Consider the following 25,764-nt stretch of genomic DNA (forward strand, 5'->3'; position numbering starts at 1 on the left):
AACGGTGCTGGCGCCGGTTCCGGCACCGCGATAGGCTCATCTCATGTGGGCTCAGGAGAACCTTCCGCAAGCGCCAGATCCATCGCCCGAGCCGCTTTTGCTGCAGCCGAAGCGCTCTTGGCGGTCGTTTGCTTTGCTGCAGGGCCTCTTTCGCCATGCTGCGCAGCAAGCCATTGATATTGTTTATCCGCCCTCTTGTATGGTCTGTCTTGCTGCAACGCAGCAAAGCGCAGCATTGTGCGCAACATGCTGGATCAAGATGCCCTTCGTCGAACGGCCGTTCTGCGAGCGCCTGGGCACGCCTTTTACCCACGATCTGGGCCAAGGCCTGATCTCGCCGGAAGCAATGGCCAATCCGCCGGTTTATGGCCGCGCCCGCGTGGTGGCGCGCTACGAAGAGGGGCCGGCGCGCCAGCTCGTCCACCGGCTGAAATATGGCGATCGGGTCGAATTGGCCGAGGCGATGGGCCGCTGGATGGCCCGATCCGGCGCCGATCTGCTTGAAGATGCCGATCTTCTGGTGCCGGTGCCGTTGCATCGCCGCCGGCTGTTCAGCCGGAGGTTCAATCAGGCGGCGGAACTGGCGCGGGTGGTGGGGGAGGTCGGCGGTGTTGCGGCCGATCCACTGGCTTTGCGGCGCATCAAGCCGACCAGGCCGCAGGTCGGGCTGACACGGGCGCAGCGCGCCGAGAACGTGCAGGGCGTTTTTCGGGTGGATGACGTGGCGAAAGCCAGAATTGCCGGGCGCAACATCGTTCTGGTCGATGATGTGATGACCTCGGGCGCTACGGCCAATGCGGCGGCGCGCGTGCTCCTGCGGGCGGGGGCCGCGCGTGTCGACGCGCTCGTCTTCGCCAGGGTTGTGACAACCCGATGAAGCGCCATATATAGGGGGTGAAAGGTACGCCAATGCCCGAGATTACGATCTATACGAAGTCGACCTGTGGTTACTGTCACGCGGCAAAGCACTTGCTGCGTTCGAAGAATGCCGCGTTCAACGAAATCTCGGTCGATGGCGACAGCGCCGCCCAGGAAAAGATGGCCGAGCGCGCCGGCGGCAGCTGGACTGTGCCGCAGATTTTCATCGGCGCGACTCATGTCGGCGGCTGCGACGATCTGCACGCGCTGGAGCGTGCCGGCAAGCTCGACGCATTGCTGGCGGGCTGATCAGGCACGATCATGATCAAGTATGCGCTGGTCTGCGATAAAGGGCACGACTTCGAGAGCTGGTTCCCCAATTCCGATGCTTACGACAAGCAGGTGAAACGGGGGCTGGTCGAGTGTCCGCAGTGCGGTTCGCTGAAGGTCTCGAAGGCACTGATGGCGCCTTCCGTTTCGACCTCGAAGCGCCGTGCCCGCAACAGCGTCGTCGAACATGCGCCGCAGGCCCAAGTGCCTGCTTCGGTGCCGGCGCCCGCCGCGCCGCAGCCGATGACCCTGCTCGACGAGCAGCAGCGGCAGGTGCGCGAAGCGATCCGCGAACTGCATCAGAAGATCGCCGAGAATACGGTCGATGTCGGCAAGGCCTTTTCGACCGAGGCGCGCAAGATGCATGACGGCGAGATTCCGCAGCAGGCGATCCGTGGCGAGGCGACCTTCGCCGAAGCGCAGGAATTGTGGGAGGAAGGCATTCCGGTTCTGCCGGTGCCGAGCCTGCCCGACGATCGTAATTGACGATCGCGCATAGCCTTTGATCTGATGGCGCTCGCCACACGACAGGCGAGCGACCATGCCAAAGCAGGCTATCCCGCATCCGATCCTCACGACCCCCCGGCTGCGGTTGCGGCAGTTTCGCGCCGACGATACGGAAGCGATGCACGACTGTTTCGCCCATCCCGAGGCGATGCGTTTCTGGAACACGCCGGTCCACACCAAAGCCATTGAAACCGAGCGCGTCGTGCAACGCTTGATCGACTGCACGCCATCTTATTATCGGTTTTGGGCGGTGGCCGATGCAGCAAGCGATCGTTCCCTGGGGCTGGTCAACTATCACGATGGCCATATCCGCAGTAAGCGCGTGGCGATCGGTTACATCATCGATCCGGCGCATCAGCGGCAGGGCCTTGCCACCGAAGCAGTGACGGCGATGCTCGACTTCTGCTTTGGCGAACTCAACCTGCATCGTGCGCAAGCCTTCATCCATCCCGACAACACGGCATCGCGCAAATTGATCGAAAAGCTCGGATTCCGTTGTGAAGGCCTGCTGCGTGACAATTTGCGGGTCGGCGAGGATTGGCGTGACGATCTGCTTTATGCACGCCTCGCCACCGACCGGCCCGGCGCGGCCTGACCTCAGATTGCCCCGTTTCGCTCGAAAATGCCGCGTTCCTGTCATGGCGCCGACATGGCACGCCCGTAAGCCCCTCATTTGAGGGATCGAATCGCGGCGGAGCCTGATGAGCTTCAGCTATGTCTATCTGGCGCTCGCCATTGTCAGCGAAGTGATGGCGACAACGTCCTTGGCGGCCTCGCAGGGGCTGACGCGGCCGTGGCCGGTCGTTGCCATGGCGTGCGGCTATGCGGTGGCCTTCATCTTCCTCGCCTTGAGCCTGAAATCCATTCCTGTCGGCATTGCCTATGCCATCTGGTCGGGCGCCGGCATCGTTCTCGTCGCCAGCATCGGCTGGGCGCTGTTTCGCCAGCCGCTCGATATGCCCGCCGTCGTCGGCCTCGGGCTGATCATCGCCGGCATTTCGATCATGCAGATTTTTTCACGCTCGGCGCTGCATTAGACGCTTCCAGGCGCATTCACATCGCTGTTGTAGAAGCCCCTTAATTTCCAACGGTATTCGTGCCGATGGAGAACAGCCGTGAAAATCACGCGAACGGAATTTCTGAATGGATTGTTCGCCAGCGCGGTTGTTTTGCCTTCGGCGGCTCAGGCGGCGGAAACAGATTCCAATGACGTTGCGCGGCAACTGACCGACGGCACGTTTCCTTGGACGATGAAGCCGGACCTGAGCAACCGTCCTCTCGGCTTTACCATCATCGGTGACAATACGGCCTTCGCGCGCCCGGGCGTCTTTGATCGCGCCATGGTTCAGGTGAGTTGGCTGAGGCCGGATTTCGTCATGTCGGTCGGCGACGTGATCGAGGGCTACCATGAGGACCAGGCGGTTATCGACCAGCAATGGAACGAGGCCGAACGTTCAATCGCGAAACTGGGGTGTCCCTTCGTCTGCTGCTGTGGAAACCATGATGTGAACAATGAGGCGACGGCGCGGGCGTGGCGCGATCGTCGCGGTCCGACCTACTTCAGCTTCACTCATAAGAAGGCCCTCTTCCTGGTGCTGAGCACGGAAGATCCTTTCATCCGGATTCCGCAAAACGTGATCGCTCCCTATTTCGCGATGGTCGATGTGATGAACAAGGATCCGGAAAAGGCGATGAAAGACATGGACGGCTTCATCGCTTTGCCGGAAATCGCCGCCGCCAAGGATTCGGGCAACCAGGTCAATATCAGTGATCGGCAGGTCGCGTGGGTCGAGGCCACATTGGCGCAGCATCCCAATCCGCAATGGATTTTCGTGGTGTTGCATAAGCCCGCCTGGAAGAGCGCGGACAAGCAGTTCGCCCGCATTCAGGGCATGCTGGCTGGGCGCAACCATACGGTGATCGCGGGGCACACCCATTATTTCAGTCACGAAGTCATCGATGGCCACGATTACATCAATATGGCGACCTGTGGCGGCATCCGCCAGCGTCCCGGACCCGGCAATATCGATCACGTCATCAACGTGACGATGACCGAACGCGGTCCGCTTTACGTCAATCTGCGGTTGAACGGATTGCTCGATCTCGATGGCACGAGCGGTCAAACATTGGCCTATTGAACGGGCGCGGGCTGGATCAGACCGGGCGTTCCGCCATCAGCATGTAATTGACGTCCATGTCGCGGCTTTCGCTCCAGGTGTCGCGCAGCGGATTGTAGACGACGCCGGTGCGGGCGGTGACGTCGAGGCCGGCGTCATAGAGCCAGTCTTCCAGCTCCACCGGCTTGATGAACTTTTCCCATTGATGGGTGCCGGGTTCGACCCAGCGCAGCACATATTCGGCACCGACGATGGCGAGCGCGAAGCTTTTCAGGGTGCGGTTGAGGGTGGCGGCGAAGAGCAGGCCGCCGGGGCGCACCAGTTTTGCGGCGACGCCGATGAAGGCGGCTGGGTCGACCACGTGTTCGATCACTTCCATGGCGCAGACCACGTCGAATTCGGCGCCGCTCGCCGCCAGGTCCTCGGCGGTGACGGCGCGGTAGTCGATCGCGATGCCGCCGCTTTCGGCATGATGGCGGGCGATGTCGACATTGCCGGGGGCGGGATCGATGCCGGTGACCTGAGCGCCGAGCCGGGCGAGGGGTTCGCTCAACAGGCCGCCGCCGCAGCCAATGTCGAGCAGGCGGATATTGGCCAGAACGCGGATCGGCTCGCCCTCGGGCTTGCCGAAATGCTCGGTCATGCGGTCGCGCAGCCAGCGGATGCGGGTCGGGTTGAATTTGTGCAGGGCGGCCATGGGGCCATCGGCCCGCCACCAATCGGCGCCCAAACGCTCGAATTGGTCAAGTTCACGCTGATCGATGGAAGCGGCGCGGGGCGCCACGCCTGAAGATCCGGCTTTTTGCCCGGAAACCATGGTTTTCCCTCAAAACTGGCCGGCGTTGACACGTCCGGACCGCGCGTTAGATATACGCGCCCTTTCAAACCCGGGCGAGCGGTCAATCTGCCGCGCGCCGGCATCCTGGGCGACATCTGGGCTCAACGCCCGCGTCCCAGAGCAAATAGCGTTTCGCCAGAAACGCAATTTGCTTTTGGAATATTTAGTTCGGCGCGTCTTTGTGCGTTTGACGAAGTCAAACTGCAAAACGCTAATGCAGGCAATCATGGCCCGTCTGGTAATGAAATTCGGCGGCACGTCCGTCGCTAATATCGAACGTATCCGCAACGTCGCAAAGCATGTGCAGCGTGAGGTGGAGGCCGGCTACCAGGTGGCCGTCGTCGTCTCGGCCATGTCCGGCAAGACCAACGAACTGGTGGGCTGGTGCCGCGAGGCGGCCGAATCGGTCTCCAACGACCCGGTCTACGATCAGGCCGAATATGACGCGGTGGTCGCTTCCGGCGAGCAGGTGACATCCGGCCTGCTGGCGCTGACGCTCAGCAAAATGGGCATCAAGGCGCGCTCCTGGCAGGGCTGGCAGATCCCGATCGAAACGTCGGATGCCCATGCCTCGGCCCGCATTACCAATGTTTCGTCAGTGGCGCTCGATGCCGGCTTCGCCAAGGGCGAGGTCGCCGTCATCGCCGGCTTCCAGGGCGTCAATCCGGACAGCGGCCGCATCACCACTTTGGGGCGCGGCGGTTCCGACACGTCGGCGGTGGCGATCGCCGCCGCGATCAAGGCGGAGCGCTGCGACATCTATACGGATGTCGATGGCGTCTACACCACCGACCCGCGCGTCGTGCCGAAGGCGCGCAAGCTCGACAAGGTGTCGTTCGAAGAAATGCTCGAAATGGCGTCCCTGGGATCGAAGGTCCTGCAGGTGCGCTCGGTTGAAATCGCCATGGTGCACGGCGTGCGCACCTTCGTGCGTTCGTCTTTCGATGATCCGGCCGCGCCGCGTCCGGGCACGCTGATTTGTGACGAGGAGGAAATCGTGGAACAGCAGGTTGTCACCGGCATCGCCTTCTCGCGGGACGAGGCCCAGATCACCCTGCGCCGCGTCGCCGACAAGCCCGGCGTGGCCGCAGCGATCTTCGGTCCGCTCGCCGATGCCAATATCAATGTCGACATGATCATCCAGGTCGTCTCGGAAGATTCGACGACAGACATGACGTTCACCGTGCCGGCGGCCGACTATGAGCGGGCGCAGACGGTGCTGGAACAGGCCAAGAGCACCATCGGTTTCGCCAGCGTTCAGGGCGCCACCGACGTGGTGAAGATTTCGGCCATCGGTGTCGGCATGCGCTCCCATGCCGGCGTCGCCGCCAAGGCGTTCCGGGCGCTCTCCGAGAAGGGCATCAACATCCGCGCCATCACCACCAGCGAGATCAAGTTCTCGGTGCTGATCGACAAGGATTATACGGAACTGGCGGTGCGCACCCTGCACTCGCTCTACGGCCTCGATCAAGCTTAGGACTTGCTAGTCACTTGGTGTCATCCCGGACACGCGAAGCGTGATCCGGGAACCAGGGGCGTGTGGTAGAAAGTTTCGTCTTCGCGACGCCAGTGTTCCCATCGAACGATTGAAGCGTTTGCCCCTGGCTCCCGGATCGCGCCGTTGGCGCGTCCGGGATGACACGGAGGCTGTGGGTTCGACAAAGGGTGGCGTCAGAGCGGTCGCTCATTCCCCAGCCGCAGCCTTCCTGCGGTTGGCGCGGATCGCCGAGGATTCGGCGATGTAAATGCCGGCGATGACCATCACCATCGCCAGCATGTGATAGGGCCGCAGCGCCTCGCCCAGCACCAGCACCGACAAGGTGGCGCCGATCACCGGCGTCAGATTGTGGAACATGGCGGCGCGGCTTGGCCCGAGCATTTCGGCGGCGCGCATGAAGAAGATATGACCGCCCATCGAGACGAAGATGGCGATGTAGAGCAGGGCCGCGAGACCGGTCCAGGTCATCGGATAGGAATTGCCGGTCAACACTTCGATCGTCATCAGCGGAATCGAGATGATGAAGGACACGACGGCGATGACGGTGAAGACGGCCAGCGCCGAGACTGCCGGTCGGTTGCGCAGGGCGACCACGTAAGCCGCATAGATCGCCGCCGACAGCAACTGATAGATGTCGCCGCGATTGAATTGCAATTCGAGAAGGGTCAGCGGCTCGCCCTTCGTCGCCACCAGGATCACGCCAAGAATGGTGATCAGCACGCCGGTGCCTTGGATGAGAGAGACACGGGCGCGATAGGCCAGAAAGGCGCCGGCGATGACCAGCGCCGGGGTGATGCCTTGCAGGATCGCCAGATTGATGCCGGTCGTATATTTCGCGCCGATGAAGACGAGCGAGTTGGAGGCCGTCATCGCCAGGCCCATCAGCATGAGAAAGCGCCAGCGCGAACGCAGCGAATAGACCTCGGCCCAGACCTTTTCCGGCGCGAAGATCCACAGCAGGGTGAGCGCGATGGCCCAGCGGGCGCAGACGATGGTCATCGGCGACACTTCGCCCACCGCCAGCCGCGACACCGGCACGCCGCCGCCCCAGAACAGCATGGTGAGCAGCAGCAGGATCCAGGCGGACTGACCGGCTTTGGTGAAGGGGCGCGTCGGCAGCACGGTGGTGGCTTTCAGGTTTTGGCGCGGAAGGTTTCGGCGATGGCGATGCCGCCGAGCACCAGCACCAGAGCCGCACCATGATAGGCGACGAAGGGCTCACCGAGCACGACCACCGACATCAGCGCGCCGAAGACCGGAACGAGATTGTAGAACAGGCCGGTGCGCTGCGGTCCTATCAATTCGACGCTGCGAATATAGAAAACCTGCGACAGAATGGTGGGAAAGGCGATGGAATAGATAAAGATCATCCAGCCTTTCGTGGTCGGCCAGAAGAAATGACCGAGATGCCATTCGGCATAGAGCAAGACGAGGCCGACCAAAGTGCCGGAGATGCAGAGCGCGATGAAAAAGGCCAGCGGGTGCATGGGCGGGCGTGCGCGCAAGGCCACCGTGAACGAGGCATAGATGAAACAGGCGGACAGCACGATCAGGTCGCCGCGATTGAACTGCAAGTCCTTGAGGCTGGCGAGATTGCCGTGGGTGGCGATGAGGAGCGCGCCGAGCAGGGTCATCGCCAGGCCGAGCAGGAAGATGAGCGGCATGCGCGCGCGATAGGCGATCCAGGCGATGGTGACGGTGAGGACCGGGTTGGTCGCCAGCAGGATGGAGAAATTGACGCCCGTGGTATAAGCGCCCGCCACATAGAAGAGCGCGCTAAAGACCGTAAAGCCCAGGCCGCCCATCAGCAGCAGATACAGCCAGCGCTGCCGCATAATCGGCAAAGCACTGGTGAAGGGACGCCAGACGAACGGCAGCACCAGAGCGGCGGCGATCGGCCAACGCATGCCGGCGAAGAACATGGGTGAGAGTTCGCCGACCGCCAGGCGTGAAAGGATGACATTGCTTGCCCACGCCAGGGTGGTGAGCACCATCAACAGCCAGGGATTGGACCAACAGCCGGCGAGCAGACCTTTCGACATGGGAGGGCGGGTTTCCTCGTCGGCGTTCTTGAACCTAGGCGAGGTTCTTGGCACAGTTTAGCTGCAAACCAAACTGCGTTTAGCGCACGTCTGCCCCGCTGAGACGGTGGACGGAGCGACGAGAACGCCAAAACGGGAGGGAAGAATGGACATCACGCGTCGGCATTTCGGCCAAGGTGCGGGCTTGGCCTTATTGGGATCAGCCGCTTCGTCCACCACTTGGCCAGCCATGGCGCAACAGGACTATCCCAACCGCGCCATTCGCTCCCTGTGTAATTTCGGGCCGGGCTCCGGCGCCGATATCGTCGTACGCTTTTACAGTGATCGTCTGTCGAAATTGTTGGGCCAGCCGGTGGTGGTCGACAACAAGCCCGGCGCGGCCGGCAATATCGCGACGCAGATCGCTGCCACCTCCAAGCCGGACGGCTATACGATCCTGATCACGCCGGGCAATGCCACCCTGGCTTCGGCACCGCATCTGTTCAAGGACGTGGCCTTCGATCCGATCAAGAGTTTCGAGCCGGTGGCGCGCCTCGCCCGCGTGCCCTTCGTCATGATCGTCAAGCCGGATTCGCCGATCAATAACATCGCCGATCTGACCGCTTTGCTGAAGTCGAAGGGGCCGAAGGCGCGCTATGGCGCCAGCACCAATACGGCCGTCATCACCGCCGAACTCTATGCGCAGATGGCCGGATTGCAGATCGAGCGGATCAATTACAACGCGGTGGCTGACGCGATGCGGGGGCTGTTGGCCGACGAATTCGACTTCGCTGCCTATGATGCCACCTGGGTGGCGGGCATGGCGCAGGCCGGGCGCGTGAAACCCATTGGCGTGACGTCGACGGAACGCTCCTCGGCGCTGCCCAAAGTACCGACTTTGGCCGAGTCGGGTTTCCCGTCGTTCAATCTGACGCCATGGTGGGGCGCGGTGGTGCCGGCTGGCACGCCCAAGCCCATCGTCGACAAACTGTCGGGCTGGTTCGCTGAGATCACCAACAGCCAGGACACGAAGGAGTTCATGGGCAAGCTCGCCACCGAGACCTGGGCCGGCGGCCCCGACGATCTGCGCCAGCTCATCGCTTCTGAACTCGAGGCCTGGGGCAAATATATCGCGCTGGCGAAGATCGAGAAGCAGTAGGGGCCTGTCTCTCGGTGTCATGCCCGACACGCCGAAGGCGTGAGCGGGCATCCAGGGGCGTGTGGTAGAATCTTTCAACTCGCATGCGAGTTGTTGAACGCTGTCGGAAAGACCGAAGCATTGGCTCTGGATTCCCGCTCGCGCTTCGCGCGTCGGGAATGACACAAAGACTTCGGCGCTATGTCCACGGCTCACGCCGGGTTGTGCCGCCAGACCACGCCCATGCCGTGGGCGCGCAGATCGGCTTCGATCAACTGGCGCGCCTGCGGGCTTTGCAGTTCGAACTCAATGTCGATCGCCGTGGTCTTGGCCAGCGGCGAGCCGAACGTGCGGTCGTGCCAGACTTCGACGATATTGCCGCCGTGGCGGGCGATGATCGCGGCGATGTCGGCGAGTTGCCCGGCCGCATCCAAGGTCGTCACGGTGAGGCGGACGAGGCGGCCGCGCCGCACGAGCGAGCGGTGCAGGATGATCGACAGCAATTGCAGGTCGATGTTGCCGCCGCATAGCACCGTGCCGACCTTCTTGCCCTTGAAGCGATCCGGATAGGCGCTGATCGCGGCGACACCGGCGGCACCGGCGCCTTCCGTCAAGGTCTTTTCCACTTCGAGCAGCATGACCACCGCGTCCTCGATCTTCGGCTCCGGCACGACGAGCATGTCGTCGACATGGCGGCGGACGATCTCGCGCGTCAGCAGGCCAGGTTCCTTCACCGCGATGCCCTCGGCCAAGGACGGGCCGCCGGCGCTGGCGGTCCGCGCCGCATCGAGCACCTGCGCCATGCCGGAATAGAGTTCGGTCTGAACACCGATGACCTTGATACCGGGTTGCAGGGCTTTCGCGGCGGTGGCGATGCCGCCGATGAGGCCGCCGCCGCCGACGGGGATGACGAGGAGATCGAGGGGCGGCGCCTGAGCCAACATCTCCAGGCCGACCGTCCCCTGACCGGCGATGACGGCGGCATCATCGAAAGGATGAACCAGCACAAGACCGCGCTCGGCGATCAAATCGGGCAGACGCTCGGCCGCATCGGCGAAGGTCTTGCCGGCAAGGATCACTTCGGCGCCGCAGTCGCGCACGCCCATCACTTTCACGGCCGGTGTCGTCTCGGGCATGACGATCACCGCTTTCACGCCGATGCGGCGCGCATGATAGGCAAGCCCCAGGGCATGATTGCCGGCTGAGACGGCGACGGCGCCGCGTGTGCGTTCCTGCGGCGTCAATTGCAGGAGTTTGTTCAAGGCGCCGCGTTCCTTGAACGATGCGGTGAAGTTGAGATTCTCGAACTTCAGCCACAGTTCGCAACCGAGAATTTCGGACAAAGTGCGCGAATGCAAAAACGGGGTCGGCGGCAGAGCCGGCCGAATACGCGCCTCTGCGGCACGTATGTCGTCTAAGCTTGGAACGTCATTCATCCATGAGGCCCTTAGCGCGTATCAGCGCACCGCCGTGTAACCCTCACGCACGCCGCGGGGCGACAGCACGAACTGGCCGACGCTGATCTCGCGCGAGCGGAAGCCGCCGGCGCAGCAGAGCAGGTAATATTCCCACATGCGGCAGAAACGTTCGCCATGCTTGCGTGCCATCTCGGCGCGGTTGCTCTGGAACTTCTCGTTCCAGGCCATCAAGGTCAAGTCGTAATAGGGGCCGAAATTGTGCACGTCCTCGACGACGAAGAGTTGGTGTACGGCGCTCGTCACCTGGCCGACGGTCGGCAGCACCCCGTTGGGGAAGATGTATTTGTCGATCCACGGATCGATCGCGGGCTCTGGTTCGTTGCCCCAGATCGTGTGCAGGCAGAACAGGCCGTCTTCCTTGATCAGGCGGCGCGCGGTCTCGAAATAGGTGCGATAGTTTTTCGAGCCGACATGTTCGAACATGCCCATCGAGACGAGATGGTCGTAAGGGCCGCCCGTCGCATTGCGATAATCCATTAGGGTCGATTTGACGGGCAGATTGGCATAGCGGTTCATCGCATAGGCCACCTGCTCCTTCGATACGGTGACGCCTTCGCACTGCGCGCCATATTTTTCTGCTGCGAAGCCCATGAAAGCGCCCCAGCCGCAGCCGATGTCGAAGACGCGTTGGCCTGGTTTGAGGCCGATCTTGCGGCAGATCAGATCGAGTTTGGCGTCCTGGCAGGCGTCGAGGTCCTTGGCGTCTTTCCAATAGCCGCAACTGCCGGTGAGGCGCCGGTCGAAGGTCGCCTCGAAAATGTCGACCGGCAGATCGTAGTGCACGTCGGCGGCGATGAAGGCGCGTTTCATGTTCTGCCGGTTCTGGATCTTGGAGATCAGAACCAGCCAGGCCGTTTTGAAATTAAAGGGGATCTTCTCGGACAGGCGGGAGCCGACGAGGCGATCGAACAGTTGGTCGAGCTTTTCGCAGTCCCACCAGCCGTCCATGTAGGATTCGCCGAAACCGAGCGATCCTTGCGCGACGGCCCGGGCATAGAGCCGGTCGTCCTTAACCTTGATGTCCCAGGGTTTGTTGCCATTGACGTCGATGCCGGCGATCGCGAGCAGATTCTTGACGGTGGTCTCGGCACTCATTCAGCAGTGTCCTCATCCCCACAATGAAACCGGCGGAAATCTACGGACAAAAAGCCGGGGCCTGCAAGGCCCCGGCTTTCATCGCTGTTCCTATGTGGAATGCGATTAACGCATGGATTTGGATGGGTCCGGCGTGTTGGGCACGGTGTCGAAGGCCACGGCGCGGTCGGCTGGCCATTTCATGCGATAGGCCAGTTTGATCTCCTTACTGGCGGCGGGCGCCAGATCGAAGGTCCAGCCCATCACGCCGCGCCGGTCCTCGACGATCTTGTCGGTGGGCGGTGTGGTCGCTGGCAGTTGGTCGATGACGATGGCCGAATTCTCCGAAATCGGGATCTGGTCGATGACGCTGACCTTGATGGGGAAGTCATGCAGGTTCTTCACCACGGTGCGGAATTCTAGGGTCTCCACCTTGGTCGAACCGAGCCAGGTCGGTTCGTTCTCGCGCCGGCGCACGGGCACGCGCGAGACCTTGACCCGGTCGTCGATGCCGAAGCCGAGGCGTGTCGTTTCCCCTTGAGCGATCAAACCGAACTGGCCGCGTCCGACGAAGGCGCCATCGCGTTGCAAGGCCACTTCGCCGGGCAGCAGCGGCGCTTCGTCCTCGTTGACGAAACTGACATCGAGATAGGCGCTTTGGTCGAGCGCCGGGGTCGTGCGGATCAGCACGTCGGCGGCGACGGACTTGCTGGCGATGCGCAGCGAACGCTGGCTGCCGTCGCCTTGAATATCGATACGTCCCGGCACGCGGAAGGCCGCTTCAAAAGCGCCCGTATCGAGATTGGACTCCACTTCCTCGGCCTTTTTTCTGAGGCGCGACTCGTCCGTCGACTGCTGCAAAGCCTCGGCCTGGAGTGGCGCATTGGCTCGTGGCGCCGGTGCGGGGCGCGACATGATCACCGGCGGCTCCCAAAAAGCGAGGCGCTGGGTCTGCATGTCGGGCGCGCGCGTGCCGCGGTTGACCCGCGCGGTCGAGACCGAGAGGGTAACGCCCTTCCAATCCTCGCCGGTGCGTTGCGAGATCAGCGCGCGGCGTACGAGATCGAGGCTCGCTTTGCCGCCCTTCGCATCGGTGGTGAGCTGGGCGTCATAGAGCGGGCGCCAGCTTGCGCCGTTGACGCGATAGCTGAGGATCATCTTGCCTTTCAACGCGCTGCCGGCTTCGAGTTCGACGGTGACTTCACGCAGCGGCCGGGTGCGGGCGTCAGGGGCGCGCGTCGAATTTTCGACCGCCTTGATCTTGTCGTCGAGGTCGCGCAGATCGTTGCGCGCAACGCGCAATTCCTCGTTGATCTTGCCCATGGCGCTGCCGACCGCATCCCAGGCGGCATTCCATTTGTCGATTTCCAACGGCGCGCTGTCGCCGCCCAGTTTCTCCGGCGAGGCCTGCGCATAGCGGCTGATCATGTCGCGCTTGGCGCCGAGCGTATCGATCATCGTCTGTTTGATGTCGCGATCATTACGCAGCTTGCGCAATTGCTCGGCGATGGCCGAATCGGCCTGCGCATTGTCGGCGGGGGCGACCCGCGATTCGACCGAGCCGATCGACAACTTGCCATCGGATTCACCCTCGATGCGCAGCGATGCGGGATCGAGATTCATCGGCAGGCCGCGAAACACCAGGGTGTGCGTGCCGGCCGGCAGTTCGATGCTGGCGTGGCGAATGATGCTGGCGGCGTCGGGATAAACAGTGACGGCGTCGATCTTAGATGTTGCGTCAAAAGAAGCCGCGAAGGCCGGTGCGGCGGCGAGCAAAGCGGGTAATGAAACAATTGAGAGAATGGTGCTTTTGCGAAAGGGCGTGGGGGCAGAGGCGAGGGCGATGATCTGCGGTCGCGACGGCATGGACGTCTCCCAATGGGGCGTGAAGGTGAGCGGCCGGCCCCGGCGGCGGTGGGATTTCTGCCAAGAATTACGTTGAATTCACGGCGGTAAAACGACGTGATTGGGCGGTCATCGCATTGCAGTGCGAAGGATAAGCCCGTTCGCGCCGTGCTGTGCGTCAACGCACGCTACGCGAGGCGTTCACGCACCCAGGCTGGCAGGCGTGCCGCACGGCCGTTGATCACGCAGGCGACGCGGACATCGGCGGTGGCGAGCACTTCGCCGCCGCGCAGCACCTGCTGGAAGAGATCGATCGCGGCGCCACGGATTTCGCGCGCCGTCGTCTCGATCGTCAAAAGGTCGTCCATGCGTGCCGGCCGGCGGAATTCGATGTTCATGCGATGGACGACGAAGCCGAAGGCTTCGCCATGCTGGCCGGCAAAGACTTCATGCTGATGAATGCCGGCCTGGCGCAGATATTCGGTGCGGCCGCGCTCCATGAACCGCAGATAGTTGGCGTGATAGACGGCACCGGAAAAATCGGTGTCTTCATAATAGACGCGCACCGGGAGAAGATGGGGCGAACGTTCGCTCATGCTTTCGACGCGGTGAGAGGTTGCTTGGGCTGACCGAGATCGACGACGACGATTTCAGGCGGCGCGCCGATGCGCACGGGAAAGACCGAACAGCCCAGGCCGCCGGAAATGATGAGGTCGCGGCCGCCTTCGTTGACGTGACCGTAGACGAAGCGCCGGCCATAATGCGACGGGACGACCGGCGCATAACCGAAGATGCGCACCTGGCCGCCGTGAGTATGACCCGAGAGTGTCAGGGATACGCGGTCCGGCACGTCTGGGAATATATCCGGTTCATGCGCCATCAGGATGATCGGTGCGTCGTCGGTGACTTGAGCCAAAGTGGCAGGCAGATTGTCGATGCCGTGATGGGGATCGCGCCAGCCGCGCTGCGGCACGAAGGCGATTTGATCGCCGAGGCCGGCGAGCCAGAACGGCTTGCCGTCTTTCTCGAAGCGAGCGACTTCGTTTTCGAAGATCTTGATGCCGACATCTTCGAGACCTTTGCCGGCGATCGTCGGTCCCTTGCCGCGGCGCATCGCCTGCCGGTCCTGCCACCAGTCATGATTGCCGAGCACCGCATGCACGCCTAAGGGCGCCGACAAAGCTTGCAGGGCCTGCGCCCATTCCTGTGTCGGAATCGCCATCTGGTATTTGTGGCCGGCGATATAGTCGCCAAGCAGCAGGATCATATCGGCATTCATCGCATTGGTGCGCGCGACGATGCTGGCGATGCGTTCGCCGGTCATCCAGGGCGAGCAGGCATGGATGTCGGCGATGATGGCGAGACGCAGATTGAGATCGGCCGGCCAATTCCTCGGCTTCAGCGCATAGCGCGTCACCTGCAGCCGATACAGCGGTTCGATGACGATGCCGTAAGCGGATGTCGCGGCACCGGCCGCGACGAGGCCGGACAGGAGACGAAGAAAGGCGCGGCGAGTGACCATCAAGCTCCGAAGCCGGCGGCAGGGTGGAAAAGCGGTTCAGTCTTCTTCATCGTCAAACAGGCCAAATTGCGGCACCTCCCGCTTCGGCTCGGCAAGTCCCAAATGTTTGAAGGCATTAGCGGTGAGCAGGCGGCCGCGCGGCGTGCGTTGCAGGAAGCCCTGCTGCAGCAAATAGGGCTCGATAATGTCTTCGATGGCATCGCGCGGCTCCGACAAGGCGGCCGCTATTGTTTCGACCCCCACCGGCCCGCCGCCGAAATTTTCGGCAATGAGCGTCAGATAGCGCCGGTCCATCTGGTCGAGGCCAATGGCATCGACATCGAGCAGGCTGAGAGCCCGGTCGGCGACGGCACGGTTAACCACGGCTTCATTGTCGACGATGGCGAAGTCGCGCACCCGGCGCAGCAGGCGCCCGGCGATGCGTGGCGTGCCCCGCGCGCGTCGCGCAATCTCATTGGCGCCGTCCTCGCTCATATTCATGCCGAGTACGCGGGCGCCGCGCCGCACGATGCTTTCAAGCTCCGGCACCGTGTAGAAATTGAGCCGCACCGGAATGCCGAAGCGATCGCGCAGCGGCGTGGTTAATAGGCCGGCGCGGGTGGTGGCGCCGACAAGGGTGAATTTCGACAGGTCGATTTTGACCGAACGCGCCGCCGGCCCCTCGCCGATGATGAGATCGAGCTGAAAATCCTCCATCGCCGGATAAAGAATTTCCTCGACCGCCGGATTGAGCCGATGAATCTCGTCGATAAACAGCACGTCGCGTTCTTCGAGATTGGTGAGCTGCGCGGCGAGGTCGCCGGCCTTGGCGATCACCGGGCCGGAGGTCGAGCGGAAGTTGACGCCGAGTTCGCGGGCAACGATCTGCGCGAGTGTCGTCTTGCCGAGGCCGGGGGGGCCCACGAACAGCACATGGTCGAGCGCTTCGCCGCGCGCCTTGGCCGCTTCGATGAAAACGCGCAGATTCTTGCGGGCCGCTTCCTGGCCGGTGAAGTCGTCAAGCGACAGGGGCCGGATCGAGGCATCCGTGTCGTCGTCGCGCTTTTCCGGCGAGATGAGGCGGCGGGGCGGGGTGGTCAGCGTGCTGTTCCTTCAAAACAATAGAGCGTTACTGCGCCAGTTCCTTCAAGCCCCGGCGGATCAGGGCGCTGGTTTCAGCCCCTTCGCCCAAGGCCTTGACGCTGGCGGCGACAGCGACGGCCGCCTGGGGGCGGCCATAGCCGAGATTGACGAGAGCGGAAATGGCATCCTGGATCGGTTTGGGCGTGTTCGCTGCCTCGTCGGTGCCTGAGAGCCTGGCCACCGCCGGGTCGACATGGCCGAAGACCGGGGCTTTGTCCTTCAATTCGGCGACGATGCGGGCGGCGAGTTTCGGGCCGACGCCGGGGGCGCGGGCGACCATGGCTTTGTCCTGGGTGCCGAGCGCGGTCGCCAGTTCGCCGGGGCTTAGAATGCCGAGGATGGCGAGTGCCACCTTGGCGCCGACGCCCTGGACGGTTTGCAGGAGGCGAAACCAGTCGCGCTCGCCGTCGGAGGTGAAGCCAAACAGGCGGATCGCGTCCTCGCGCACCTGGGTTTCGATGGCGAGCGCGGCCGCCTCGCCGACCCGGGGCAAGTTTTGCAGGGTCCGGCTCGAACACTGCACCACATAGCCGACGCCATTGACGTCGAGGATGACGAAATCCTCGCCGTAACTGTCGATGAGACCCTTGAGCTTGCCGATCATGCCCGTTGCCCGATTCGTTCGGGCCTTAGCCTATAGGGTTTTGGGGCGAAAAACGCCTCGTCTCCAAATCAAAAGGCCCCGGCTCTGCTAAGAGCCGGGGCCTGAAAGCCTTGGATATGCCCTGCAGATCAGAACCGGATGGTCTTGGCCTGCTTCACGCCCGGCAGGGCCTGGATCTTGTCGAGGGTCGCCGGCGGCACGTCGCCGTCCACCTCGACCAAAGCGATGGCCGACCCGCCCGGCTTGTCGCGGCCGAGCGCGAAGGTCGCGATATTGACCTTGGCGTCGCCCAGTTCGCCGGCGAAGCGGCCGATGAAGCCCGGCTTATCCTCGTTGGTGATGTAGATCATCGTCGGTGCGAATTCGGCGTCGACCTTGATCCCCTTGATCGACAGGATGCGCGGCTTGCCGTCCTGGAAGACGGTGCCGGCGACGGCGCGTTCCTGCTTGTCGGTGGTCACTGAGAAGGTGATCAGCGATTCGTAATCGCCTTCGGCGGCGCGGGTCACTTCGTCGATGACGATGCCGCGCTCCTTGGCGACGATCGGCGCCGAGACGACGTTCACGTCCGACAGCATCGGCCGCAGGAAGCCGGCGATGGCGGCGGCGGTGAGCGCCTTGGTCTTCAGTTCGGCGACATTGCCTTCGTAGGTGATGGTGATCTTGCGCACTTCACTGTCGGTGAGCTGGCCGGCGAAGGAGCCGAGCTTTTCGGCGAGCGCCACGAAGGGCGTCAGCTTCGGCGCTTCGGCGGCGGTGATCGACGGGAAGTTCAGCGCATTGGTGATGGCGCCGCGCATCAGATAGTCGGACATCTGTTCGGCCACCTGCAGCGCGACGTTTTCCTGCGCTTCCGTGGTCGAGGCGCCGAGATGCGGCGTGCAGACGACGTTGGGCAGGCCGAACAGCACGTTCTTGGTCGCCGGCTCTTCCGCGAACACGTCGAAGGCGCCGCCCGCGATCTGGCCGGATTCGAGCGCCGCGCGCACGGCGTTCTCGTCGATGAGTTCGCCACGGGCGCAGTTGATGATGCGCACGCCCTTCTTGGTCTTGGCGAGGTTTTCAGCCGAGATGATGCCCTTGGTCTGCGGCGTCAGCGGCGTGTGCAGGGTGATGAAGTCGGCGCGGGCGAGCAGGTCGTCGAGTTCGACCTTCTCGACGCCCAGTTCCTTGGCGCGTTCAGGCGTCAGGAACGGATCGAATGCGATGACGCGCATCTGCAGGCCATTGGCGCGCGTGGCGACGATCGAGCCGATGTTGCCGCAGCCGATGATGCCGAGCGTCTTGGCGGTGATTTCAACGCCCATGAAGCGGTTCTTTTCCCACTTGCCGGCCTGGGTCGAGGCGTCGGCGGCGGGAATTTCGCGGGCGATGGCGAACATCATGGCGATGGCATGTTCGGCCGTGGTGATCGAATTGCCGAAGGGCGTGTTCATCACGATGATGCCCTTGGCGGTGGCGGCGGGAATGTCGACATTGTCGACGCCGATGCCGGCGCGGCCGATCACCTTCAGGCGGGTCGCCTTTTCCAGCAGTTTGGCGGTGACCTTGGTGTTGGAGCGGATGGCGAGGCCATCGTAGTTGCCGATGATCTCGGCCAGCTTGTCTTTGTCCTTGCCGAGGTTCGGCTGGAAATCGGTCTCGACGCCCTGATCCTTGAAGATCTGGACGGCGGCGGGGGAAAGCGCATCGGAAATCAGGACGCGTGGAGCCATGGTGAAGTCCTCACGATGAAGGGGGAAATGCGCGGCCGCTTTGCGGCCGGCGCGAAAGGTATCCGGATGGGCCTGCCCATCCGGAACGGAATCAAACCGGGTTGGCGACCTTGGCGTGCGCCTGGGCGAAGGCCCAGTCGAGCCATTCGGTGAGCACCGCCACGTCGGCGGATTCGACTGTCGCGCCACACCACACGCGCAGGCCCGGAGGCGCATCGCGGTAGCCGTCGATGTCGTAAGCCGCCTTTTCCTTCTCGATGAGGGCGACCATTTCCTTGACGAACGCCGCCTGCGCCTCAGGGGCGAGAGCGGTCACCGCCGGATCGACGACCTTGAGGCAGACGCTGGTGTTGGAGCGGATGTCCGCCGACTTGGCGAGGAAATCCACCCACGGCGTCTTGGCCACCCAATCGGCCAGCACCTTCACGTTCGAATCGGCGCGGCCGACCAGAGCGTCGAGACCGCCGAGCAGCTTCGACCATTGCAGCGCGTCGATATAGTCCTCGACGCAGAGCATGGACGGCGTGTTGATGGTGTCGCCGACGAAAATGCCTTCGATCAGCTTGCCGCCATTGGTCATGCGGAAGATCTTCGGCAGCGGCCAGGCCGGCGCATAGGTCGTCAGCCGTTCGACGGCGCGCGGCGACAGGATGATCATGCCGTGCGCGGCTTCGCCGCCGAGCACCTTCTGCCAGGAGAAGGTGACGACATCGAGCTTCGAATAATCCAGGCGCTGGGCGAAACAGGCCGAGGTGGCGTCGCAGATGGTCAGGCCCTTGCGGTCGGCCGGAATCCAATCGGCATTGGGGACGCGCACGCCGGAAGTGGTGCCGTTCCAGGTGAAGACCACGTCATTGTCGAAATTGACGGTCTTCAGGTCGGGCAGTTCGCCATAGGGGGCTTTCAGGATGCGGGCATCCTTGAGCTTCAACTGCTTGACGACGTCGGTCACCCAGCCTTCGCCGAAGCTTTCCCAGGCCAGCATGTCGACGCCACGGGCGCCGAGCAGCGACCACAGGGCCATTTCGACGGCGCCGGTGTCGGAGGCGGGCACGATGCCGATGCGATAATCGGCCGGAACCTGCAGAATTTCACGGGTGAGATCGATCGCAAGCTTAAGCTTGGTCTTACCGACCTTGGCGCGGTGCGAACGGCCGAGCGGCGCGTCGATCAGATTTTCGAGAGCCCATCCGGGGCGCTTGGCGCACGGGCCGGAGGAAAAATTGGGGTTCGCCGGCTTACGGCCGGGGATGCTTATGCTCATCTTTGATCTCCATCCTTACAGATGGGCGCCTCCCGTTGGGGGGAGGTGTCCCGCCGCGGGAGGTACGCCTCGATCGTGACGGCGTCAAGACGGGAGCGATTTTCTTATTGGCTTTGGCGGATCACAGTTCCCCCTTGGCGGATGCAAAGCATCAGCCGTGCGGGGCGTGGCAGACAGCTTCAATGTTGTTGCCGTCCGCGTCGAGGACGAAAGCGCCATAATAATGAGGGTGATAGTGGGGGCGCAGGTCCGGCCGGCCATTGTCGCGGCCGCCCGCTGCCAGCGCTGCGGCATAAAAGGCGTCAACCTGCTGACGTGTTCCGGCGCTGAAAGCGACATGGACGCCGCCCTTGGCCTTGTTGCCCGTGCCGATCCAGAAGAAGGGCTTGTTCTCGCGGCCGAAACCGGCGTGTTCGTCGGCGCCGGTCTGCTCTTTCGTCACTTCCATCAGCAGCGCGAGGCCGAGTGGCGCCAGGGCCTTGGCGTAGAAGGTTTTTGCAGCGGCGAAATCGCTGACGGTGAAGCCGATGTGGTCGAGCATGGCAGGCTCCGGAGGTTGTGGGACGAACCGTAAGCGGCCGATCGGGCGCCGTCGACTTCGAAGATCGTCTCACGCCACCCGATACACACTCAATTCCACCGTCTTGGGCGTGCGCACGCCCGAGCAGACGAAGATCGAGTGCATCAGCCAGGCGTGGGCGGGGCTTGCCGTCTCGAAGCGCGGCACCGAGCGAAAGTAAATCAGCGCCGGATCGACCGGCTCGCCGCGCTTGATCTTGTCGAGCGCGGCTTTCGGGCCGAAGCGTAGCCCATCGTTCTCAATATAGATGAGCGCGCCGTCCTCGGCCTCGATGACATAGCGGGCGTGCAGCACGGTGAGGCCATTCGGCCGGATGATCTGGAAGTCGGCGCCGGGCCGCACGCGGCCGTTGAGGCGGGGGCCCGTGATGCGCCCACCCGTGATGTCGATAATGCGTCGTTCGCCGAGGCCGGTGTCGCCGATCTCAAGCGGCTTGGCGACGTCGACACTGATGTCGCAGACATGTTCGAGGCTGATGTCGATCGTCATTACTCTTGCTCACATGCGCGACGGCAGGAAGGTCGCCATCTGCGGGAAGGCGACGATGACGATCAGCGTGAAGATTAAGGCGAGCAGGAAGGGCAGGACGCCCTTGAAGATGGTGGTGAAATCGAGTTCCGGCACCATGCTCTTGATGACGAAGACGTTCATGCCGACGGGAGGATGGATGAGGCCGATCTCCACCGTCATGACGATGATGACGCCGAACCAGATCGGATCGAAGCCGAGCTGGATGATCACCGGGAAGACGATCGGTACGGTGAGGATGATCATCGCCATGGCGTCCATCAGGCAGCCGAGTACGAGATACATCAGGAGGATCAACACCAGCACGCCGTAGCTGCCGAGGCCCAGGCTGGTGAGGAATTCGGTGACCTTCTGCGGCGTCTGGGTGATGGTGAGGAAATAGCCGAACAGCAAGGCGCCGATCAGGATGGTGAAGACGGCGGCGGAGGTGCGCGTCGCCTCGAGCAGCGATTTCTTGATCTCGGCCCGGCCCAAACGGCCGCGTAGGAAGCCGATGATGAAGGCGCCGCCAGCGCCCATGCCGCCGGCTTCCGTCGCCGTGAACAGACCGCCATAGAGGCCGCCGATGACGAAGATGAACAACAGCAAGGGCGCCCAGACATCGCGCAGCGCCGCCATTTTCTCCTTCCAGTCGGTCTGTCGCACGACGGGGAGAAAACCCGGCTTGAGATAGCCGATCAGCACGACGGTGGCGATCAAGACGAAGACTTCGAAAATGCCGGGAAGGATGCCGGCGATGAACAGTTTGCCGATGTCCTGCTGGGTGATGATGCCATAGACCGCGAGCACCGTGGACGGCGGGATCATGATGCCGAGCGTGCCGCCCGCAGCGATGACGCCGGCGGCGAAGCTCTTGGGATAATTGTGCCGGCGCATTTCCGGATAGGCGACGGCCGAGAAGGTGGCCGCGGTGGCGACCGACGAGCCGCAGATGGCCGAGAAGCCGCCGCAGGCGGCGATGGTGGCGACGCCGAGGCCGCCGCGCCAATGGCCGACGAAGGCATTGGCGGCGCGGAACAGCTCGCGGCTGATGCCGGCATGGGAGACGAAGGATCCCATCAGCAGGAACATCGGAATGATGCCGAAGGAATAGTCGGTCACCGTGCGCATCGACGTCTGGCCGATGAGTTTCAGGGCCGTCTCGTAATTGGTGAGATAGCCGAAGCCGGCGACGCCGACGAGGCCCATGGCCATGCCGACGGGCACGCGCAGCAACATGAGGATGAAAAGGGAGACAAAGCCGATGACGGCGACGGCGTCGGTGCTCATGCGATCAGTCCGCCACTTTCAGTTCGGTTTCATCGTGGATTTCATCGGGATGGAAGATCAGCCGATAGGTGCGGATGGCGATCAGCAGCACGGCACTGACATCGCCGATCCAAGCAAGCGCGAAAAACGGCCATGTTGGCAGATTGAGATCGAAGGTCAGGACATTGGAGCGATAGGTGTCGACCACTTTGTCGAACAAAGTGTAGGTCTGCACGGTGACGACGAAGAGCAGGACGAGTGTGGCGAAAATATCGATATAGCGCTTCCAGTTTTTGTTGGCGGCGCTCCAGACGAGATCGACCGTGATATGGGTGCCGCGATAGCTGGTGGCGGCGATGCCCCAGAAGATCAGGATGCCGAGCAGCATGCGGCCGAGGTCGTAGCCATCGGGGATCGAGGTGGCGAAGAAATAGCGCAGCAGGACGCCGACAAAAATCAGAGTGACGACACAGGCGACGAAAATGGCCGCGATCCATTCAATCGTGTCGATGAACCCATCCATGAATTTACGCACAGGCGTACCTCGCCAAAAGTCGTGAAAACGGCGGCCGTTGTCGGCCGCCGTTCAGAAGGCTGGTTCAGAGACCGGCGTTGTTGCGGGCGATGGAGTCTTTCAGCTCCTTCATCGCCACATCCGGATCGACGCCGGCTTTTTTCACGCCGTCGGCCCATTTCTGGGTCAGCGGTTCGACGGTCTTGCGCCATTCGGCGAGCTGGGCGTCGGTGAGCTTATAGACTTCGTGATCGGGCAAGGCCTTCATCTTGGCGATGCCGTCATGTTCGAACTTGCCCCAGGCTTCGGCGAATTTCACCGCCCATTCGGTGGTGCAATGATCGTCGATCACCTTCTTTTGCGCCGCCGACATATTGTCATAGGTGCGACGGTTGATGTTGTAGGTGAACATGGTGGTGTAGAGCGGCGCGTCGATCGAGTATTTGATGTGCTTCTCGACGCCGAAGAGGAACATCGATCCCCACGGGAAGAAGATGCCGTCGGCAACGCCGCGCTCAAGCATGTCGCGCGCTTCCGGTGCGGAAGCCTGCACATTGGTGCCGCCGAGCATGGTCACCAGTTCGGCGGTGGTGCTATGCGACGGGCGGATCTTCATGCCCTTGATGTCGCCGGGCACCGTCACCTTCTTGCGGCTGTGCAAGGAACCTGGATCGTGCATGAAGGCAAAGCAGAACTTCGTGTCCTTCATCTCGGCCGGCGCATATTTGCGATACCATTGGTCGAGCGCCGCCGTGCCCTTGCCGGCGTTGGCGAAGGTGAACGGAATCTGGCCAACGGCGATGACCGGGAAGCGGCCGGGCTGGTAACCAGGATTGATGTAGGTCACGTCGGCGATACCATCACGCGCCATGTCGTAATGGTCGAAGGCCTTGCCGAGCTGTTCGGCCGGAAAGAGCGTGGCCTTGATTGTGCCGTTGGAGGCTTTCTCCATCGATTCCGTCCAGGCCTTGGTCGACGGATAGAGCGGATGCGCGGTCGGCACCCACAACGACACTTTCAAATTGACTTGTTTGTCCTGAGCCATAGCCGGCGCGATGGCGCAGCCTGCCACCGCCAATGCGAGCGCAATGCGTCTCATTCATCCCTCCTCATGCGCGCCCGATCCGGTCAAACCCCTCCAACCGAATGGCCATTGCATGGCCTGGCGCCGTGGGAGCAAGTCTAGCCAGGCATGAGGCGGGGTCAATCACCGTCTCACACGTGGCTTTGCAATTTGGAGAATACGTCTTTCGTCGTGTCACACCTTACATAGGTGCGACCCGCCTGATGCATCATCGATTGAAGTGATCAGGCGGTTTTCAACATATAGTCCGCCGTCTTCTCGGCGATCATGATGGTCGGCGCATTGGTGTTGGCGCTGACCAGGGTCGGCATGATCGAGGCGTCGGAGACGCGCAGGCCCTCGACACCGCGCACGCGCAATTGCTCGTCGACCACCGAGGCCGCATCGATCCCCATGCGGCAGGTGCCGACCGGATGATAGACGGTGCCGGCATTGGCGACGACGAAAGCATCGATCTCCGCGTCGCTCTTGATCGCGGGACCCGGCGCGATTTCGCGGCTGTTCATCTTGGCGAAGGCTCTTTGCGCCAACACGTCGCGCAGGATCTTGACGCCAGCGCGCATCGTCTCGCGATCGGCGGCGGTGGCGAGGTAATTGGCGCGGATGACCGGCGGCGCGAACGGATCGGCGCTGCGCAGCGCGATGTCGCCACGGCTTTCGGGGCGCAGTTGGCAGATCGTGCCGGTGAAGCCATAGCCGTCATGCGCGCCGGGTGCTGGCTTGCGGAAGGGAATGCGCGGACCCGTCGTCACCGGAATGCCGGGGAAGAAATGCACCTGCAGATCGGGCTCGGAAACATCAGGCCGCGATTTCAAAAAGGCGCCGCCTTCGAGCGGCCACGCCGAGGCCGGCCCCTTGCCGGTAAGGATATTGCGCAGCACGGCGAAGCCGGCGCGATCGATGCGACGCAGATCGTAGAGGGAGTCCGGCTCCTCGCAGGCATGCGACACGCGCACGGTGAGGTGATCCTGCAAATTTTTGCCGACGGCGGGCAGATCTACTACGGCCTTGATGCCGTGTTGGCGCAGCTCATCGGCGGCGCCGATGCCCGACTGCATCAGCACGGTCGGCGAGGTGATGGCGCCACACGACAAAACGATCTCGCGTGCTGCGCCGATTGTGTAGATCTGGCGGCCGACCTTCACCTCGATGCCGGTGGCGCGACCTTTGGCGACGATGACGCGCAGGATATGCGCATGGGTCAGCACGGTGAGATTGGGGCGCGCGAGGATCGGCGTGATGAAGGAGCGCGCCGTGCTCATGCGCTTGCCGTCGCGGATGGTGAAGTGATAGCGGCCGAAGCCTTCCTGCTGTTCGCCGTTGAAATCGGGATTGCGCTTGAAGCCAGCTTGCACGCCGGCTTCGACGAAAGCGTCGTAGAGGACATAGGGGATCTGCGATCGCGTCACCGGCAATTCGCCGCCGCTACCGTGATAGTCATTGGCACCGTCGGCGAAATTTTCCGACCGTTTGAAGAAAGGCAGCACGCGCTCATAGGACCAGTCGCGTAGACCAAGCTGTGCCCAATGATCGTAATCGCCGCGATTGCCACGGGTGTAGACCATGCCGTTGATCGAAGACGAGCCGCCGAGCACGCGGCCGCGCGGCCAGGCGATGCGGCGTCCGCCGAGGCCTGGCTCCGGTTCGGTCTGATAGGCCCAGTTGTGAAAACGCGACTGCATGAAATAGGCGGTCATCAGCGGCACGTGAATGAGCGGGTTCCAATCGCGGCTGCCTGCTTCGATCAAGAGAACCTGCGCTGCCGGATCGGCCGACAGACGATTGGCCAGGACGCAGCCGGCCGAACCGCCGCCCACGACGATATAGTCGTATCCCTTGGTCATCTCCCCTCCCGCAATGGTTCTGACCTGCATGCGCG

26 protein-coding genes are annotated in these 25,764 nt (G+C 62.7%); 8 read left to right on the forward strand and 18 right to left on the reverse strand.

Annotation, left to right across the window (positions count from 1 at the left end; all coding sequences use genetic code 11):
- Positions 1–133 precede the first annotated feature (133 nt).
- From OIM99_RS09045 to OIM99_RS09070, 6 genes are all read left to right on the forward strand, one after another.
- The gene (locus OIM99_RS09045) at positions 134–877 is read left to right on the forward strand and encodes a ComF family protein (protein WP_311850380.1); all 744 of its coding nucleotides are present in this window, start codon (positions 134–136) and stop codon (positions 875–877) included.
- 32 nt (positions 878–909) lie between these two features.
- Positions 910–1,167 carry a glutaredoxin 3 gene (gene grxC, locus OIM99_RS09050; RefSeq protein WP_311850004.1) on the forward strand — a complete coding sequence of 86 codons (258 nt, stop codon included), beginning with the start codon at positions 910–912 and terminating at the stop codon, positions 1,165–1,167.
- 12 nt (positions 1,168–1,179) lie between these two features.
- Positions 1,180–1,674, forward strand: a complete 495-nt coding sequence (locus OIM99_RS09055; protein WP_311850005.1) for a DUF1178 family protein — start codon at positions 1,180–1,182, stop codon at positions 1,672–1,674.
- Positions 1,675–1,729: 55 nt separating this feature from the next.
- On the forward strand, positions 1,730–2,290 hold the full coding sequence (locus OIM99_RS09060) for a GNAT family N-acetyltransferase (protein ID WP_311850006.1): 561 nt from the start codon (positions 1,730–1,732) through the stop codon (positions 2,288–2,290).
- Positions 2,291–2,396: 106 nt separating this feature from the next.
- Positions 2,397–2,732 (forward strand): SMR family transporter, encoded by a 336-nt coding sequence (locus OIM99_RS09065; RefSeq protein ID WP_311850007.1) that lies wholly within the window; start codon positions 2,397–2,399, stop codon positions 2,730–2,732.
- Between the two features lie 78 nt (positions 2,733–2,810).
- Positions 2,811–3,833 carry a metallophosphoesterase gene (locus tag OIM99_RS09070; RefSeq protein ID WP_311850008.1) on the forward strand — a complete coding sequence of 341 codons (1,023 nt, stop codon included), beginning with the start codon at positions 2,811–2,813 and terminating at the stop codon, positions 3,831–3,833.
- A gap of 16 nt (positions 3,834–3,849) precedes the next feature.
- On the opposite strand, the gene ubiG is transcribed toward OIM99_RS09070, so the two are convergent.
- The gene (ubiG, locus tag OIM99_RS09075; protein ID WP_311850009.1) at positions 3,850–4,629 is read right to left on the reverse strand and encodes a bifunctional 2-polyprenyl-6-hydroxyphenol methylase/3-demethylubiquinol 3-O-methyltransferase UbiG; all 780 of its coding nucleotides are present in this window, start codon (positions 4,627–4,629) and stop codon (positions 3,850–3,852) included.
- A gap of 247 nt (positions 4,630–4,876) precedes the next feature.
- On the opposite strand from ubiG, the gene OIM99_RS09080 reads away from it, so the two are divergent.
- Positions 4,877–6,127 carry an aspartate kinase gene (locus OIM99_RS09080; protein WP_311850010.1) on the forward strand — a complete coding sequence of 417 codons (1,251 nt, stop codon included), beginning with the start codon at positions 4,877–4,879 and terminating at the stop codon, positions 6,125–6,127.
- A gap of 207 nt (positions 6,128–6,334) precedes the next feature.
- Here the strand turns inward: OIM99_RS09080 and OIM99_RS09085 are convergent, their stop codons facing one another.
- Together OIM99_RS09085 and OIM99_RS09090 are read right to left on the reverse strand one after the other, a co-directional pair.
- Positions 6,335–7,270, reverse strand: coding sequence for a DMT family transporter (locus OIM99_RS09085; RefSeq protein WP_311850011.1), 936 nt, complete (start codon positions 7,268–7,270; stop codon positions 6,335–6,337).
- An 11-nt stretch (positions 7,271–7,281) separates the two neighbouring features.
- The gene (locus OIM99_RS09090; protein ID WP_311850012.1) at positions 7,282–8,190 is read right to left on the reverse strand and encodes a DMT family transporter; all 909 of its coding nucleotides are present in this window, start codon (positions 8,188–8,190) and stop codon (positions 7,282–7,284) included.
- A 145-nt stretch (positions 8,191–8,335) separates the two neighbouring features.
- On the opposite strand from OIM99_RS09090, the gene OIM99_RS09095 reads away from it, so the two are divergent.
- Positions 8,336–9,328 carry a tripartite tricarboxylate transporter substrate binding protein gene (locus tag OIM99_RS09095; RefSeq protein ID WP_311850013.1) on the forward strand — a complete coding sequence of 331 codons (993 nt, stop codon included), beginning with the start codon at positions 8,336–8,338 and terminating at the stop codon, positions 9,326–9,328.
- A 191-nt stretch (positions 9,329–9,519) separates the two neighbouring features.
- Here OIM99_RS09095 and OIM99_RS09100 read toward each other — a convergent pair whose 3' ends face one another.
- The 15 genes from OIM99_RS09100 to OIM99_RS09170 form a co-directional block, all read right to left on the reverse strand.
- Positions 9,520–10,743, reverse strand: a complete 1,224-nt coding sequence (locus tag OIM99_RS09100) for a threonine ammonia-lyase (protein ID WP_311850014.1) — start codon at positions 10,741–10,743, stop codon at positions 9,520–9,522.
- A 21-nt stretch (positions 10,744–10,764) separates the two neighbouring features.
- Entirely contained in the window at positions 10,765–11,880 is a 1,116-nt protein-coding gene (cfa, locus tag OIM99_RS09105; protein ID WP_311850015.1) for a cyclopropane fatty acyl phospholipid synthase, read from the reverse strand.
- Between the two features lie 105 nt (positions 11,881–11,985).
- Positions 11,986–13,725, reverse strand: coding sequence for a mucoidy inhibitor MuiA family protein (locus tag OIM99_RS09110; RefSeq protein ID WP_311850016.1), 1,740 nt, complete (start codon positions 13,723–13,725; stop codon positions 11,986–11,988).
- A 167-nt stretch (positions 13,726–13,892) separates the two neighbouring features.
- A complete protein-coding gene (ybgC, locus tag OIM99_RS09115) occupies positions 13,893–14,300 on the reverse strand; it encodes a tol-pal system-associated acyl-CoA thioesterase (protein WP_311850017.1) in 408 nt (135 codons plus the stop codon).
- Complete coding sequence (locus OIM99_RS09120) at positions 14,297–15,226, reverse strand: metallophosphoesterase (RefSeq protein WP_311850018.1); 930 nt, start codon at positions 15,224–15,226, stop codon at positions 14,297–14,299. Before OIM99_RS09120 ends, ybgC begins: the two co-directional genes overlap by 4 nt.
- A gap of 36 nt (positions 15,227–15,262) precedes the next feature.
- On the reverse strand, positions 15,263–16,306 hold the full coding sequence (ruvB, locus tag OIM99_RS09125) for a Holliday junction branch migration DNA helicase RuvB (RefSeq protein WP_311850381.1): 1,044 nt from the start codon (positions 16,304–16,306) through the stop codon (positions 15,263–15,265).
- Positions 16,307–16,334: 28 nt separating this feature from the next.
- Complete coding sequence (gene ruvA / locus OIM99_RS09130) at positions 16,335–16,952, reverse strand: Holliday junction branch migration protein RuvA (RefSeq protein WP_311850019.1); 618 nt, start codon at positions 16,950–16,952, stop codon at positions 16,335–16,337.
- A gap of 128 nt (positions 16,953–17,080) precedes the next feature.
- A complete protein-coding gene (serA, locus tag OIM99_RS09135; protein WP_311850020.1) occupies positions 17,081–18,667 on the reverse strand; it encodes a phosphoglycerate dehydrogenase in 1,587 nt (528 codons plus the stop codon).
- A 91-nt stretch (positions 18,668–18,758) separates the two neighbouring features.
- Positions 18,759–19,931, reverse strand: a complete 1,173-nt coding sequence (locus tag OIM99_RS09140; protein ID WP_311850021.1) for a phosphoserine transaminase — start codon at positions 19,929–19,931, stop codon at positions 18,759–18,761.
- 151 nt (positions 19,932–20,082) lie between these two features.
- Positions 20,083–20,472, reverse strand: coding sequence for a VOC family protein (locus tag OIM99_RS09145; RefSeq protein WP_311850022.1), 390 nt, complete (start codon positions 20,470–20,472; stop codon positions 20,083–20,085).
- Between the two features lie 69 nt (positions 20,473–20,541).
- Entirely contained in the window at positions 20,542–21,000 is a 459-nt protein-coding gene (locus OIM99_RS09150) for a DUF3237 domain-containing protein (protein WP_311850023.1), read from the reverse strand.
- Positions 21,001–21,009: 9 nt separating this feature from the next.
- On the reverse strand, positions 21,010–22,308 hold the full coding sequence (locus OIM99_RS09155) for a TRAP transporter permease (protein ID WP_311850025.1): 1,299 nt from the start codon (positions 22,306–22,308) through the stop codon (positions 21,010–21,012).
- A 4-nt stretch (positions 22,309–22,312) separates the two neighbouring features.
- Positions 22,313–22,810 carry a TRAP transporter small permease gene (locus OIM99_RS09160; RefSeq protein ID WP_311850382.1) on the reverse strand — a complete coding sequence of 166 codons (498 nt, stop codon included), beginning with the start codon at positions 22,808–22,810 and terminating at the stop codon, positions 22,313–22,315.
- A 76-nt stretch (positions 22,811–22,886) separates the two neighbouring features.
- Positions 22,887–23,900 carry a TRAP transporter substrate-binding protein gene (locus tag OIM99_RS09165; protein ID WP_311850026.1) on the reverse strand — a complete coding sequence of 338 codons (1,014 nt, stop codon included), beginning with the start codon at positions 23,898–23,900 and terminating at the stop codon, positions 22,887–22,889.
- Positions 23,901–24,109: 209 nt separating this feature from the next.
- Positions 24,110–25,729 carry a choline dehydrogenase gene (locus OIM99_RS09170; RefSeq protein ID WP_311850027.1) on the reverse strand — a complete coding sequence of 540 codons (1,620 nt, stop codon included), beginning with the start codon at positions 25,727–25,729 and terminating at the stop codon, positions 24,110–24,112.
- Positions 25,730–25,764: the final 35 nt, after the last annotated feature.

Source organism: Methylocella sp. CPCC 101449, from assembly GCF_031921685.1.
Lineage (GTDB): Bacteria > Pseudomonadota > Alphaproteobacteria > Rhizobiales > Beijerinckiaceae > Terripilifer.

Excerpts from the sequence above, each read along its gene's own strand:
- grxC (WP_311850004.1), top strand. The coding sequence starts at position 910 with ATGCCCGAGATTACGATCTATACGAAGTCGACCTGTGGTTACTGTCAC.
- OIM99_RS09055 (WP_311850005.1), top strand. The coding sequence starts at position 1,180 with ATGATCAAGTATGCGCTGGTCTGCGATAAAGGGCACGACTTCGAGAGC.
- OIM99_RS09060 (WP_311850006.1), top strand. The coding sequence starts at position 1,730 with ATGCCAAAGCAGGCTATCCCGCATCCGATCCTCACGACCCCCCGGCTG.
- OIM99_RS09065 (WP_311850007.1), top strand. The coding sequence starts at position 2,397 with ATGAGCTTCAGCTATGTCTATCTGGCGCTCGCCATTGTCAGCGAAGTG.
- ubiG (WP_311850009.1), bottom strand. The coding sequence starts at position 4,629 with ATGGTTTCCGGGCAAAAAGCCGGATCTTCAGGCGTGGCGCCCCGCGCC.
- OIM99_RS09080 (WP_311850010.1), top strand. The coding sequence starts at position 4,877 with ATGGCCCGTCTGGTAATGAAATTCGGCGGCACGTCCGTCGCTAATATC.
- OIM99_RS09090 (WP_311850012.1), bottom strand. The coding sequence starts at position 8,190 with ATGTCGAAAGGTCTGCTCGCCGGCTGTTGGTCCAATCCCTGGCTGTTG.
- OIM99_RS09095 (WP_311850013.1), top strand. The coding sequence starts at position 8,336 with ATGGACATCACGCGTCGGCATTTCGGCCAAGGTGCGGGCTTGGCCTTA.
- OIM99_RS09100 (WP_311850014.1), bottom strand. The coding sequence starts at position 10,743 with ATGAATGACGTTCCAAGCTTAGACGACATACGTGCCGCAGAGGCGCGT.
- cfa (WP_311850015.1), bottom strand. The coding sequence starts at position 11,880 with ATGAGTGCCGAGACCACCGTCAAGAATCTGCTCGCGATCGCCGGCATC.
- OIM99_RS09110 (WP_311850016.1), bottom strand. The coding sequence starts at position 13,725 with ATGCCGTCGCGACCGCAGATCATCGCCCTCGCCTCTGCCCCCACGCCC.
- ybgC (WP_311850017.1), bottom strand. The coding sequence starts at position 14,300 with ATGAGCGAACGTTCGCCCCATCTTCTCCCGGTGCGCGTCTATTATGAA.
- OIM99_RS09120 (WP_311850018.1), bottom strand. The coding sequence starts at position 15,226 with ATGGTCACTCGCCGCGCCTTTCTTCGTCTCCTGTCCGGCCTCGTCGCG.
- ruvA (WP_311850019.1), bottom strand. The coding sequence starts at position 16,952 with ATGATCGGCAAGCTCAAGGGTCTCATCGACAGTTACGGCGAGGATTTC.
- serA (WP_311850020.1), bottom strand. The coding sequence starts at position 18,667 with ATGGCTCCACGCGTCCTGATTTCCGATGCGCTTTCCCCCGCCGCCGTC.
- OIM99_RS09140 (WP_311850021.1), bottom strand. The coding sequence starts at position 19,931 with ATGAGCATAAGCATCCCCGGCCGTAAGCCGGCGAACCCCAATTTTTCC.
- OIM99_RS09145 (WP_311850022.1), bottom strand. The coding sequence starts at position 20,472 with ATGCTCGACCACATCGGCTTCACCGTCAGCGATTTCGCCGCTGCAAAA.
- OIM99_RS09150 (WP_311850023.1), bottom strand. The coding sequence starts at position 21,000 with ATGACGATCGACATCAGCCTCGAACATGTCTGCGACATCAGTGTCGAC.
- OIM99_RS09155 (WP_311850025.1), bottom strand. The coding sequence starts at position 22,308 with ATGAGCACCGACGCCGTCGCCGTCATCGGCTTTGTCTCCCTTTTCATC.
- OIM99_RS09160 (WP_311850382.1), bottom strand. The coding sequence starts at position 22,810 with ATGGATGGGTTCATCGACACGATTGAATGGATCGCGGCCATTTTCGTC.
- OIM99_RS09165 (WP_311850026.1), bottom strand. The coding sequence starts at position 23,900 with ATGAGACGCATTGCGCTCGCATTGGCGGTGGCAGGCTGCGCCATCGCG.
- OIM99_RS09170 (WP_311850027.1), bottom strand. The coding sequence starts at position 25,729 with ATGACCAAGGGATACGACTATATCGTCGTGGGCGGCGGTTCGGCCGGC.